Raw genomic sequence first — 12,688 nt, forward strand, 5'->3', positions numbered from 1 at the left:
CCGGCCGCGGCCTCGGCCGGATTCCGTCGAGTGTCGAGTGTCGAGGGGTGGTGGTCAGGTGGCCTGGACTCCCGCGGCCTTCGCCGCCGCGGAATCCGCTACGACAGTATCTCCGGCCTCGTCGAGGGTGAGCGCGCCGGTCATGATGGCGACGACCTCCGCCATCGAGTAGTCGGACGGCCTGATCACAGCGGCTCGCCGGCCGAGGCGGTGGACGTGGATCCGGTCGGCGATCTCGAAGACGTGGGGCATGTTGTGGCTGATCAGGACGACCGGCATGCCCTTGTCCCGGACCCGGCGGATGAGATCCAGGACCTGCCCGGACTCCTTGACCCCGAGGGCGGCGGTCGGCTCGTCCATGACGACGACACTGCTGGCCCAGGCGACGGAACGGGCCACCGCGACCGCCTGCCGCTGTCCGCCGGAGAGCGTCTCGACCGACTGGGTCAGCGAGCGCAGACCGATCTTGAGGTCGGCCATGTGCTCGGCGGCCTCCTGGCGCATCCGCTTCTTGTCCAGCATGCGGAAGACACTGCCGAGGACACCGGGACGGCGCAGCTCGCGCCCCAGGAACATGTTCGAGGCGATGTCCATGGAAGCGGCCACGGCGAGGTCCTGGTAGACCGTCTCGATGCCGTGGGCGCGTGCGCTCTGCGGGCCGGAGAAGGTGATGGGCTCGCCGTTGAGACGTATCTCGCCCGCGTCGGGGGCCACCGCGCCGGTGAGGGCCTTGATCAGGCTGGTCTTGCCGGCGCCGTTGTCGCCGATGACGGCGAGCACCTCGCCCGGCAGCAGGTCGAAGTCGGCGCCGTCGATCGCGGTGACATGGCCGTAGCGCTTGACCAGACCGCGGGCCTGCAGCACGGGTGTCACGGGTGTGGGGGAGGAGTTGGCGGTCATCGGGCCTTCTTCCGGGAGATCTGGTCGACGGTCACCGCGAGGATCACCAGGACTCCGGTGATCAGCGTCTGGTAGATGGACGCGACGCCCATCAGCTGCAGACCGTTGCGGAAGACGCCGACGATGAGGACGCCGATGAAGGTGCCCAGGACCGATCCGCGTCCGCCGAAGAGGCTGGTGCCGCCGAGGACCACGGCCGTGATGCTGTCGAGGTTGTCCGTCTGGCCGGCCTGCGGGTCGCCGACCCCGGTGCGGGAGATGAGCAGCAGGGCGGCGATGCCGTACAGCAGGCCCGCCACGGTGTAGATGCCGATCGTCAGCCGGGAGGTACGGATGCCGTTCAGGCGTGCCGCTTCCTGGCTGTTGCCGAGCGCGTAGACGTGCCGGCCCCAGCCGGTGCTGCTCAGCGTGTAGGCGAGGAGGAGGAACAGGCCGATGGTGACCAGGGAACCGTAGGTGATGTCGGTGTGGCCGAGCGGGAAGGTCTGCCCGAGCGCCGTCAACGGGCCGGGCAGGTTGGTGACCGTCTGCTCCGCGGAGTAGATGTGCGTGAGCGCGAACGCCACGTTCAGCATGCCCAGGGTGACGATGAACGGCGGCAGCGGGATCTTCTGCACCAGCAGCCCGTTGAGCAGCCCGAAGCCGCCGCAGACGGCGATGCCCAGCGCGATCGCGAGGAGCGGCGGCAGGGAACCCTCGGCGGCCATCTTGGCGATCACGATGCTGCCGAAGGCCATCACGGCGCCGCACGACAGGTCGATGCCCGCCGTGAGGATGATCAGCGTCTGCCCGATGGCGAGGGTGCCGACGACCATGACCTGCTGCACGATCAGCGAGAAGTTGCCGCCGGTGAGGAACTGGTCGGATGAGAAGGAGAAGAAGGCACAGGCCAGAAGCAGCGCGGCCAGCGGACCGGTGGTCGGTGCCGTGAGCAGTCTGCGGGCCGTGGTCGGCGCTTTGAGCCCGGCGTACGGCGATGACGTACTCGGGGGCGTGGACGTGGCGGTCATGCGAAGTCCTTGTCGGAAGACAGCAGTTCTCGTCGGAAGACAGAAGTCCCTGTCGGTCCCTGTCGGCCGGCCCCTGTCAGTCCCTGTTGGTCCATGCCGGACGCAAGGCGAACGAAGGGCGGCCGCCCCTGGTCGGGGGGCCGGCGCCGGCCGCCCCACGGGGGAGAGAAGGGACGTCGTCGTACGGTCTCGGGGGGAGCGGGGCCGGCTCAGCCCCAGCAGTTCTGCAGGCCGAACCCGGTGTCCTTGGACGTCACTCCGCTCTCGGGCTTGTCCGTGATCAGGTTGACGCCCGTGTCGGTGTAGCCGGCCGCCTTCTTGCCGTCCTTGGCGTACGTCACGACGGCCTTGACACCCTGGGCGGCCATCTTCAGCGGGTACTGCTGGGACGTGGCGGCGATCTTGCCGTCCTTGACCGCCTGGGTCCCGGTACAGCCGCCGTCGACGGAGACGATCAGGACGTCCTTCTCCCGGCCCTTGGCCTTGAGCGCGGTGTACGCGCCCAGCGCGGCCGGCTCGTTGATGGTGTAGACGAGGTTGATGCCGGGGTTCTTCTGGAGGCAGTTCTCCATGGCGGTCTGTCCCTTGGCCTGGTCGCCGCCGGTGTCCTGGGCGCACAGGACGTCCTTGTCGGTGGCGCCGAAGCCCTTCAGGAAGCCGCTGTGCCGCTGCACACCCACCGAGACGCCCGGCGCCAGGTCGAGGGTGGCTATCTTCGCTGCCTTGCCCTTCATGGCGGCCTTGGCGTACTCGCCGATGAGCCGGCCGGCGTTGACGTTGTTGGTGGCGAACAGGGCGTCGACCGCGCTCTGCGGCTCCGTCGGCGTGTCCAGGGCGATGACCAGGACGCCCTTGGCGCGTGCCTTCGCGATCGCCGGCACGATCGCCTTGGAGTCGCTCGGGGTGATCAGGATGCCCTTCACACCGGAGGCGACCATGTTCTCGATGGCGGTGACCTGACCGGCGTTGTCGCCGTCGAACTTGCCCGCCGCGGTGACCAGTTGGGCGCCGTTCTCCTTCGCGGCCTTCTCCGCGCCCTCCTTCATCTTCACGAAGAACGGGTTGGTGTCGGTCTTGGTGATCAGGCCGACTTTGACGCTGCCCGAACCGGACCCGGCGGTGCCCGTTCCGGAGCCGGATCCACAGGCCGTCAGCGTGAGGGCTGCCAGGCCGGTGCATGCGGCGGCCCTGAGGAGGGCTGAGGGCAGACGAGGGGTGCGAGACATGAACGACTCCTGCGGGATAGCGGGCGGTGCGGCGGCATCGGAGCATGCCGTCCCGAGATGTCATCGTTGACTTATGTCATCGTTGACACCGCATGGCGAGGATGATGGACTCCGCCTCCCGGAAACGTCAATGCCCTGCACTCGTCACGAATCGGCAACGTTCGCGGCGCCGTCCGCCCGTTGCTGTGCGAAAGCGGCCCGTGACGTGCCCGGTTCGTCCGTACGTCCGCCCGTCCGTCAGAGAAGAGCAGCCCATGAGCGCGCGTCAGACCACCGTCCTGGGAGAGTGCGTCGCGGACGCCTTCGCCACACCCGCGAGTGCCTCGAACGAACTCGCCCTGCGTGTCCTGCCGGGCGGCGGACCTGCGAACACGGCGGTCGCGCTGGCCCGCCTCGGCACCCCTGCCCGGCTCCTCGCCCGTCTGTCCGGCGACGTCTTCGGCCGCCTGTTCCGTGCCCATCTGGAGGCATCCGGGGTCGACCTCTCAAGCGCCGTCGAGGCCGCCGAGCCCAGCACCCTGGCCGTGGCGGAGCTGGACGCCCAGGGGCAGGCCGTGTTCTCCTTCCACGCGCAGAACACGGCCGACTGGCAGTGGACGGCAGAGGAGCTGGCGCGGGTCGACCTGTCCGGCAGTGTCTGCGTGCACACCGGGTCCCTGGCCCTGGTCCGCCGGCCCGGCGCGGCCGCGGTGGAGGACTTCCTGGCGGCGGCCGCCCCCCGGGCGACCATCAGCATCGACCCCAACGTCCGGCCGCTGCTCGTGCACCCCGACGCCTATCGCGCCCGGCTGGCGCACTGGTGCGGCCTCGCCGACGTGCTGCGGCTGAGCGGGGACGACCTGGAGCTGCTGCTGCCGGGCACCCCGCCCGAGCAGGCGTGCGACATCTGGCACGCGGCCGGGGCGCGGCTGGTGGTCATCACCCGCGGTGCCGACGGCGCCCTCGCCTCGCTCGACGGCGCACGGGTGCGGGTGCCGGCGGTGGCGGCACGGGTCGTCGACACGGTCGGGGCCGGGGACTCCTTCACCGCCGGCCTGCTGCACCACCTCGGCGCCCACGGCCGTCTCGGCGGCCGGCTGACGGACCTGCGCCTTGACGAGGTCGCCGAGGCCTGCGCGTTCGGCGCCCAGGTCGCTGCTCTCACCTGCTCGGTCACCGGCCCCAACCCGCCGTACGCGGACCAGCTGGTGCAGTTCGCGGCCGCCGGCGGCGCCTGAAGGGCTGTGGGGCCGCACCGGCGCGACCGCATGGCGACCGTTGACGAGGCAGCAGGCACGCCCTCATCATCGGGCCACCCATGTCATCGATGACATAGGCGGGCGACGACACCCCGGGTCGACGCCGCGGACGACGAGCCCCGGCTCATCGGCTCACCGGCAGCTCGGGTTCTCGGCTCCCCGGCATCTGACACGACTGATCTCCGACCGACACCGACCACAAGGACACCGCACCATGAACAAGACCCTGCTCGCCGAGTTCACCGCACGCGAGGGAGCACAGGACGAGGTCGCCCGCCTGCTGCGCGAGTACGCCCTCAAGGTGCGCGAGGAGGAGGGCAACCTCGCTTTCGACGTCTACACGAAGACGTCCCGCCCCCGCGCCTACTGGATCTTCGAGGTGTACCGCGACGAGGAGGCCTTCCAAGCGCACCTGAAGGCTCCGTACGGCGGCCCGTTCAACGCCGCGCTCACCCCGCTGATCGAGGAGGACGCCTCCGTGCTGACGTTCCTCGACCCGGTGGGCTGAGACTGTCGGCAGGGGCAACGGCCACGCGTACGAAGTCGGCGAACGAGCCGGATGACGCGCCGCCCGGAACCCTGACATGTCGCGGCGCCCGGAGCGCATCCGTGCAAGTCCGTAGACCTGGTGCGGAAGTGGCGCACTTCGACGTGCGGGCCTGCGAAGCGTTCGCCGCGCAGGCCCGCTGACGGAGCGTCATACCGGGTTGGTTCAGCCGTCGATGCGGTGTGTGCTCCAGAACGAGGTCAGGTCCGTGGTCGTGGTGGCCTGGGCTGCGGCCTTGAACTCGGACGTGGTCGAGACGCCGTACCAGTGCGAAGTGGCGTAGTCCTTCAGCAGCTTGGCCATGGCGGTGTCACCGAGCACCCGCCGCAGGTCGTGCAGGGCGCACTTGCCGTAGCCGTAGACGACGGTGGAATAGCGGGACGAGTGGGTGTCCCAGTAGGCCATGGAATTGGTGATCTTCTCCGCGGACGAGGCCCACGAGACGCTGTTCCAGCAGTTGGTGCCGGTCTTGCCCAGGGCCAGGTCGGTGGCGTAGTCGGTGAACGCCTCGTCGAGCCAGGGGCTGTTGTACTCGTCGTCGCCCACGATGCCGTACCACCACTGGTGACCGATCTCGTGGGTGAGCGCGGTGGTGCTCACGAGGTCCAGGACGAACCCCGGGTACTCCATGCCGCCGAACCAGTAGTTGTTGTCGATGACGGCGTCCAACTCGCCGTAGGGATAGGCGCCGAAGCGTGCAGCGTGGGCGTCGACGGCGGTCCTGGCGGTGCTGAGCATCGACTGCGCGTCGGAGGAGCTGATGTCCGAGACGGAGTAGACGTTGATCGCGGTGCCGGCGGCCGAGGTGCCGGAGATCCTGGTGAAGGGGCCGGCCGCCCAGGCGAAGTCACGGACCTTGGACGCGGTGGCGGTGGTGACCGTGCGGCCGCTGGAGCCGGGGGTGTCGGCCGAGGTGCCGGTGGCCGGTACCAGCAGGGTGCTGGGGTGGTCGAGGGCCACCTTGAAGTCGGCGGCCAGGGAGTAGAACGACTCGCCGTTGTTCGTGTACGGGTCCAGGTGCCAGCCCGAGCCGTCCTTGACCGCGAGGACGGGCAGCGCGTTGCCGACGAAGCTGAACGCCCCGTCGTGGCCGAAGCGGTCGGCCCCGCTGGGCACGGTGATTCCGAGGTCGAAGCCGATCGTGGCGGACTGTCCCTGCGCCAGGGGTGCCGGCAGGCTGATCTGCAGGGCCGTGCACGCGACCGACAGCGAACCCGCCGTGCCGCCGGTGACGTTGGTGACGGTGACCGGCATCGACGAGCAGCTGCCGTGGTAGTTGTCCCAGAGCCTCAGGTACACCTCGCTGAGCGCGGTGGCGGAGGCGTTGGTGAAGGTCGCGCTCTCATGGCCGGTCCAGACGGTACCGCTGGTGTTGCTGGTGAGGCTGACGGTGTACGAGGGAGCGGCCGGTGTGCGTGTGGAGTCCGCCGGCGGGGTGGTGTCGCCGGAGGTGTCGAGGGCGATGTCGTCGAGGACGAAGCTCGTCCTGAGGCTGGAGTCCTCGGTGCCGGTGAAGGCGAGGCTGACGGTCTGGCCCGCGAACGCCGACACGTCGAGCGACCTCCGCACGTACCCGGTGTTCTTGTCGAGGTTCGAGTACGTCGCCAGCGTCGTACCGCCGACCTTCGCCGTCAGCTTGTCGTACGCGACGGACGAGGTCGTCTCGGCGGTGTCGGTGTGGAGCCAGAAAGACAGGGTGGCGGTGCTGCACCCGGCCGGGATCGTGACGCTCTGCGAGAGGGTGTCGGTGTGTGTGCTGCCCACCCCGTCCAGCCAGGCGTAGGCGGTGCCGCCGTGGGCGGTCTGGCCGGAGCGGCTGGTGATGACGCTCGTCGACGACTGGGTCCACGGCGAAGTACCGCTCTCGAAGCCGCCGTTGGTGACCACCTGACTCGGGGTGCAGGCGGCGGCCGACGGGGCGGTGGGCGGCGCGGCGGCCGCCGGGGTGACAGGGAGGAGGGACAGGGCGGCCAGCGCGGCGATGGCGAGTGCGCGCGTGGCGATGGTTCTGTGGGGGGTCGATCTCACACGAAACTCCTTTGCGGCGGCCGGGATTCCGGCCTGCTCGGCGACCGCCGGCCGGCTGGGGTGCGCCGGGAGCGGTCGTGGGCTGCGTGTATCGGTTGACCGGAGCATGCCATAAGACTCGACGTGAAGGTGCCGGGTGTGACGGACTGCGCGCAAGGGGGCGAGTTCGGGAGGGTGGTGTCAGGGGGCGAGTTCGAGGGCGGGGGTGAAGCGAGGGGGTGACGAACCCTCAGGACCGAACAGAGCCCGACAGGATCATTGCTTCGCCTTTGCCTTGGACCTAGGGTGCAACTGCTCCGTAGTCACCACGTCACCGTCAGCTGCCGTTCGTCCCGACAGCAACTCCCGTATCCCAACAGCATCCGACAAGATCTGACGCGCCCTCAGTACGTGTACCCGCACCGTCGTCCCGAGGAAGGCAATGATCATGCCGCACCCGTCCCTCGCCGACCGGCTCGTCAGCCGTCGCCGTCTCCTCGAAGGAGGCGCCGCGGTCCTCGGCGCGCTCGCGCTGTCCGGGCCCTCGGCCACCGCACACGCGGCCGGCCCGGGCGCGGCGGCCGGCGGCACGCCCGAGTGGAACGGCGCCATCGACGTCTTCAAGCTGGGCACCGAGCCGCCGCACAGCACGCTGATGCCCTACGCGGACCTCAAGCAGGCCCTGGCCGCCGACCGCACGCGCTCGCCGTACCGGCTGAGCCTGGACGGCACCTGGAAGTTCGCGTACGCCGACCGGCCCGACGACCGTGACACCGACTTCCACCGCACCGATCTCGACGACAGCGCCTGGGAGACCATCCCGGTCCCGTCCGCCTGGCAACTGCACGGCCACGACCGCCCGATCTACGTCAACATCACCTACCCGTGGTGGGGCCCCAACGGCCTGGGCGAGGACGCGCAACCGCCGGCCGCCCCCACCCGGTACAACCCCGTGGGCCAGTACCGCCGCACCTTCACGGTCCCGCGCGACTGGACCGGACGGCGGACGTTCCTCCACTTCGAGGGAGTCAAGTCCGCCCACTACGTCTGGATCAACGGGGAGTTGGTCGGCTACCACGAGTCCTCCTACGACCCCGCCGAGTACGACATCACCCCGCACCTCAGGCCGGGCACCAACCAGATCGCCGTCGAGGTCTACCGCTACTCCGACGGCGACTGGCTGGAGGACCAGGACATGATCCGGCTGAGCGGCATCTTCCGCTCGGTCTACCTGTACTCCACCCCGGCCGTGCACCTGCGCGACTTCCGCCTCGACACCCCGCTGGGCGACGACTACAAGACGGCCGAACTGTCGGTCACCGCAAGCGTGCGGGACTACGGCGGCAAAGGCGGCGGCCAGTACTCCGTCGAGACCCAGCTGTACGACGCGAGCGGGCACCCCGTGTGGCCCAGGCCCCTGCAGCAGACCGTCGCTGTCGACGCCGGCGCCGAGAAGACCGTACGGGCCGCGAAGTCCGTACCCGCTCCGCGCCTGTGGTCGGCCGAACACCCGTACCTCTACACCGCCGTGCTCCGCCTGCGCGACCCGGCCGGAAAGGTGGTCGAAACCCTCTCCCACCGCGTCGGCCTGCGCGAATTCGCGCTCAAGGACGGGCTGATGCGCATCAACGGGCAGCCGGTCTCCCTTCGGGGCACCAACCGCCACGAGATGCACCCCGTGCACGGCACGGCGCTCACCCGTGCCGACCTGGCCGAGGACATCGGCATCATCAAGCGGCTGAACATCAACACCGTGCGCACCTCGCACTATCCCAACAACCCGCAGTGGCTGGAGCTGGCCGACGAGTACGGCCTCTACCTCGTGGACGAGACCAACCTCGAGACCCACGGCATCCGCGGCCAGTACCCGGGCGACCACCCCGAGTGGACCGCCGCGTGTGTCGCCCGCGCGCAGAACATGGTCCACCGCGACAAGAACCACGCCTCGGCGGTGATCTGGTCGCTCGGCAACGAAGCGGGCGGCGGCAGCACCTTCACCGCCATGCACGACTGGATCCGCTCCTACGACACCACTCGCGTCATCCAGTACGAGGGCGACGACCGCCCCGGGATCAGCGACATCCGCTCGGAGATGTACGACAGTCCCTCCCGCGTCGAGCAGCGCGCGGGGGACGCCGCCGACACGCGGCCCTACGTCATGATCGAGTACGCCCACTCGATGGGTAACTCCACCGGCAACCTCAAGAAGTACTGGGACGTGGTCCGCGGTCACAAGGTGCTGCAGGGCGGCTGGATCTGGGACTTCGTCGACCAGGCGCTCAGCTGGCCCACCCCGACCCGCAAACGGTTCACCGAGACCGGCCCCGCCGCGCTCGCCGGGGAGGTCATCGCCCCGGCCGGCACCTTCAGCCGTGACAAGGGTGTGACCGGCGGAACCGTCTTCGCCCGCGACGCGCGCCTCGACCTCACCGGGTCGCTGACCCTGGAAGCCTGGATCACCCCGGGGCCGACCGGCTACGACCAGCCGATCCTCGTCAAGGGCGACACCCAGTACGCCCTCAAGCAGTCGGGGCGCAGCCTGGAGTTCTTCATCCACGGCGGCGGTCAGTGGATGACCGCGACCTGGGCCCTGCCCGCCGACTGGACGGGCCGCGAACACCACGTCGCGGGCGTCTTCGACGCGGACGCGGGCACACTGACGCTCCACGTGGACGGCGAGGTGCGGGCCACCCTGACCACCACACGGCGCCCCGACAACAACACCGCGTCCCTGTCCCTGGCCACCGACGTCGACAACCCGACCCGGGAGTTCAGCGGCACGATCCGGGCCGCCCGCGTCTACGCCCGCGCGCTGAGCGCCGGCGAACTCGCCTCCGGCGGCCGGGGTCCCGGCGACGACGGCGTGCAATTCTGGTTCGACGCCGCCACCGTCGGCCTGACCGAGAAGCGGCCCCGCGAGAAGACGTTCTACGCCTACGGGGGCGACTGGGGCGACAGCCCCAACGACGGCGGCTTCTGCGGGGACGGCATCATCACCGCCGACCGCGGGCACACCGGCAAGGCGGCCGAGGTCAAGCGGATCTACCAGGCCGTCCAGGCCAGTTCGGGCTCCTCGCCCGGCGCGGTCACCCTCACCAACGAGTACCTCTTCACCAACCTGCGTGAGTTCGACGGACGGTGGGAGCTCGTCGGCGACGGAAAGGTGGTGCGGCGGGGCACGCTCAGCCGTGCCCAGCTGGACGTGGCGCCCCTGTCCAGCAAGGACATCACGGTGCCGTTCACTCTGCCGCGCGATCCGGTGCCGGGTGCCGAGTACTTCCTCCAACTGTCCTTCACCACACGGGAGAACACGAAGTGGGCGAAGGCCGGCCACGAGGTGGCCCGGCACCAGCTCCCCCTCGACGCCGGCAGCCCCGCGATCACCCCCGTACCGCTCGACGGCGTCCCTGCGCTCCGCCACGAGGACGGCGCGCGGTCCGTCACCGTCACGGGCCGGGGCTTCTCGGTCACCGTCGACAAGAAGACCGGCGTGATCACCTCGTACCGGGCCGACGGCGCCGAACTGATCTCCTCCGGGCCGGCGCCGAACTTCTGGCGGGCCCCCACCGACAACGACCGCGGCAACGGCCAGCACACCCGCAACCAGACCTGGCGCGACGCGGGCGCCCACCGCAGGGTGACCGATGTCGGCGTGCGTGCCCTGCGCGACAGGGCCGTGGAGATCAAGGTCGCCGGCACGCTGCCGACGACGGTCGAGTCGACGTACACCACCACCTACACGGTCTTCGGCAACGGTGAGATCAAGGTCGACAACACCTTGCACCCGGGCGCGGCCTCCCTGCCCTACATCCCCGAGGTCGGCACCCTGCTCTTCCTGCCCGGCCGCCTGGAGCACCTGCACTACTACGGCCGCGGCCCCGAGGAGAACCACTGGGACCGCAACGACGCCACCGACGTCGGCCTGTACTCCGGCACCGTCTCCGGCCAGTGGACCTCCTATCTGCGGCCGCAGGAGAACGGCAACAAGACGGACGTCCGCTGGGTCGCGCTGACCGACGGACGCGGCAGGGGCCTGCTGGTCTCCGGCGAACCGCTCCTGGAGGTCAACGCCTCGCACCTCACCCCCGAGGACCTCTCGGTCGGGGCCCGCCACGACTACCAGCTCACGCCTCGCGAGGCGGTCGTCCTGCGCCTGAACCACCGGCAGATGGGCATCGGCGGCGACAACAGCTGGGGCGCGCACACGCATGACGAGTACAAGCTCTTCGCGAACCGGGACTACGCGTACACCTACCGGCTGCGCCCGCTCACCGACGTGTCCGACGCGACGGCAGCCGCACGGCGGCCCACGGCGACGGAGTTCTCCGGGTAGCCGGGTCAGTGGCCCCCGCCGGGCACGGGCGCCTGCTCCCCCTGGGCGATCTCGATGCCCGTGTGCAGGTCGGTGGCCGCCTCCAGGGTCGCGGTCGCCGACAGGGCCACGCAGCACAGGAGCAGGCAGGTCAGAGCCCGGGGGAGCAGACGGGAGCGGGGTGCGGGCGTGCTCAGGAGAGCGGTGACGCGGCGGGGGACCGGGCCCGCCGTGGCCGTCAGCGACAGGCGAGGGCGCGGAACCGAGCCTGTCGCATGGGCCGCGAGGGCGGCGCGGCCGACGGCGCGGGCTGCGAGCGCGCGGTCGCCGATCGCGCGCGCGGCGGACTCGTCGGCCCAGCGCTCCAGGGCGTACGACACCGGCGCGCGCAGGCCGCGCAGGGCGGGGTGGAGCGCCGCGGCGAGTTCGGCGGCCGCGAGGAAGAGGTGGTGGCGGCCGGTGAGGTGGGCCCGTTCGTGGGCGAACAGCACCTCGCGTTCCTGTGCACCGAGGGCGCGCAGCATTCCGGTGGTCACCACGACGCGGCCCGGCCGCCCGGGCAGGGCGTACGCGTCGGGCCGGTCGTCCTGCCGCACGCAGAGGTCGCCGGCGCTCGCCTCCCCCCGCAACTGCCGCTGGGCGGCGCGCAGTTCGCGCAGGTGACGACGGGTCCGGCCGAGCGCCAGGGCACCGAGGCCCGCCAGCGCGAGGGCGGCCAGGACCGCGGCCGGCACGGTGGCGGGCGAGCCGTCGCCCAGCAACTGCGGGGAGAGGTGGCCGATCCTGGCGACGAACGGCAGATGCAGGGCGCCGGCGAGAGCGAGCAGCGCCAGCGAAGCCGTACCGGCCAGGGCGAGAACCAGCGCGAGAGCGGTCAGCGCCCAGGCGGCCGACCGCGGCGAGAGCTGCCCGGCACCACGCCGGGCGACGGGCACGGCGAGGAACGGCATCAGCAGCGGGAGCCACACGGCGTAGATCACGGTGCCCCTTCCGCCGTCCCCGGGCCGCCCTCCAGGAGGGACCGCAGGAGCTGTTCGTCCGCGGGGCTCAGGTCGGAGACGAAACGGGCGAGAACGGTGCCGCGGTCCTCGTCCTTGTCGAGTTCGGCATGCATACGGCGGGCGGTCAGGCCGGGGGAGTCCTGGGCCGGGGCGTAGGTGTAGCCGCGGCCCGAGCGCGCGCGGGTGACCGCTCCCTTGGCGTGCAGGCGCGTGAGGATCGTGGTGACGGTGGTGCGTGCGAGATCGCCGCCGAGTTCCCGCTGGACGGCGCCGGGCGTGAGCGATCCGCCGGCGGCCCACAGCGCGGCCAGCACGCTCGCCTCCAGCTCACCGGCCGGCCGACGGTCCGTCCGCCCTCCGGCCGGCTCGTCATTCTGCCCCTCGGGCATGGAACGCTCCTCGGCTCTTCTTCGTCATTCCCCTGCCGTCGGGCTGCGGCGCGGCAGC

The 12,688-nt window shown here is 70.7% G+C and carries 9 protein-coding genes; 3 read left to right on the top strand and 6 right to left on the bottom strand.

Translation table 11 applies throughout. From position 1 onward, the window contains the following. Positions 1 to 54 precede the first annotated feature (54 nt). The 3 genes from OOK07_RS35755 to OOK07_RS35765 all read right to left on the bottom strand — a co-directional run bounded on the left by OOK07_RS35755 (position 55) and on the right by OOK07_RS35765 (position 3,136). Positions 55 to 900: an ATP-binding cassette domain-containing protein gene (locus OOK07_RS35755; protein WP_266686262.1), complete on the bottom strand. Its 846-nt coding sequence runs from the start codon at positions 898 to 900 to the stop codon at positions 55 to 57. Beyond that, complete coding sequence (locus tag OOK07_RS35760; protein WP_266800619.1) at positions 897 to 1,910, bottom strand: ABC transporter permease; 1,014 nt, start codon at positions 1,908 to 1,910, stop codon at positions 897 to 899. Before OOK07_RS35760 ends, OOK07_RS35755 begins: the two co-directional genes overlap by 4 nt. 209 nt (positions 1,911 to 2,119) lie before the next feature. Beyond that, positions 2,120 to 3,136, bottom strand: a complete 1,017-nt coding sequence (locus tag OOK07_RS35765; protein WP_266686265.1) for a sugar ABC transporter substrate-binding protein — start codon at positions 3,134 to 3,136, stop codon at positions 2,120 to 2,122. Positions 3,137 to 3,390: 254 nt separating this feature from the next. On the opposite strand from OOK07_RS35765, the gene OOK07_RS35770 reads away from it, so the two are divergent. Then, positions 3,391 to 4,353, top strand: a complete 963-nt coding sequence (locus OOK07_RS35770; RefSeq protein ID WP_266800621.1) for a carbohydrate kinase family protein — start codon at positions 3,391 to 3,393, stop codon at positions 4,351 to 4,353. Between the two features lie 235 nt (positions 4,354 to 4,588). Next, entirely contained in the window at positions 4,589 to 4,882 is a 294-nt protein-coding gene (locus OOK07_RS35775; RefSeq protein WP_266686268.1) for a putative quinol monooxygenase, read from the top strand. Between the two features lie 204 nt (positions 4,883 to 5,086). Here OOK07_RS35775 and OOK07_RS35780 read toward each other — a convergent pair whose 3' ends face one another. Then, positions 5,087 to 6,949 (bottom strand): M1 family metallopeptidase, encoded by a 1,863-nt coding sequence (locus OOK07_RS35780; RefSeq protein ID WP_266800623.1) that lies wholly within the window; start codon positions 6,947 to 6,949, stop codon positions 5,087 to 5,089. Positions 6,950 to 7,376: 427 nt separating this feature from the next. Here OOK07_RS35780 and OOK07_RS35785 point away from each other — a divergent pair, with 427 nt between their 5' ends. After that, positions 7,377 to 11,261, top strand: a complete 3,885-nt coding sequence (locus OOK07_RS35785; RefSeq protein WP_266800625.1) for a glycoside hydrolase family 2 TIM barrel-domain containing protein — start codon at positions 7,377 to 7,379, stop codon at positions 11,259 to 11,261. A gap of 5 nt (positions 11,262 to 11,266) precedes the next feature. Here the strand turns inward: OOK07_RS35785 and OOK07_RS35790 are convergent, their stop codons facing one another. Together OOK07_RS35790 and OOK07_RS35795 are read right to left on the bottom strand one after the other, a co-directional pair. Continuing rightward, positions 11,267 to 12,220 carry a M56 family metallopeptidase gene (locus OOK07_RS35790; protein WP_266800627.1) on the bottom strand — a complete coding sequence of 318 codons (954 nt, stop codon included), beginning with the start codon at positions 12,218 to 12,220 and terminating at the stop codon, positions 11,267 to 11,269. Next, entirely contained in the window at positions 12,217 to 12,630 is a 414-nt protein-coding gene (locus OOK07_RS35795; protein ID WP_266800629.1) for a BlaI/MecI/CopY family transcriptional regulator, read from the bottom strand. Before OOK07_RS35795 ends, OOK07_RS35790 begins: the two co-directional genes overlap by 4 nt. Positions 12,631 to 12,688: the final 58 nt, after the last annotated feature.

This window comes from Streptomyces sp. NBC_00078, from assembly GCF_026343335.1.
Lineage (GTDB): Bacteria > Actinomycetota > Actinomycetes > Streptomycetales > Streptomycetaceae > Streptomyces.

Excerpts from the sequence above, each read along its gene's own strand:
- OOK07_RS35770 (WP_266800621.1), top strand. The coding sequence starts at position 3,391 with ATGAGCGCGCGTCAGACCACCGTCCTGGGAGAGTGCGTCGCGGACGCC.
- OOK07_RS35765 (WP_266686265.1), bottom strand. The coding sequence starts at position 3,136 with ATGTCTCGCACCCCTCGTCTGCCCTCAGCCCTCCTCAGGGCCGCCGCA.
- OOK07_RS35795 (WP_266800629.1), bottom strand. The coding sequence starts at position 12,630 with ATGCCCGAGGGGCAGAATGACGAGCCGGCCGGAGGGCGGACGGACCGT.
- OOK07_RS35760 (WP_266800619.1), bottom strand. The coding sequence starts at position 1,910 with ATGACCGCCACGTCCACGCCCCCGAGTACGTCATCGCCGTACGCCGGG.
- OOK07_RS35775 (WP_266686268.1), top strand. The coding sequence starts at position 4,589 with ATGAACAAGACCCTGCTCGCCGAGTTCACCGCACGCGAGGGAGCACAG.
- OOK07_RS35755 (WP_266686262.1), bottom strand. The coding sequence starts at position 900 with ATGACCGCCAACTCCTCCCCCACACCCGTGACACCCGTGCTGCAGGCC.
- OOK07_RS35785 (WP_266800625.1), top strand. The coding sequence starts at position 7,377 with ATGCCGCACCCGTCCCTCGCCGACCGGCTCGTCAGCCGTCGCCGTCTC.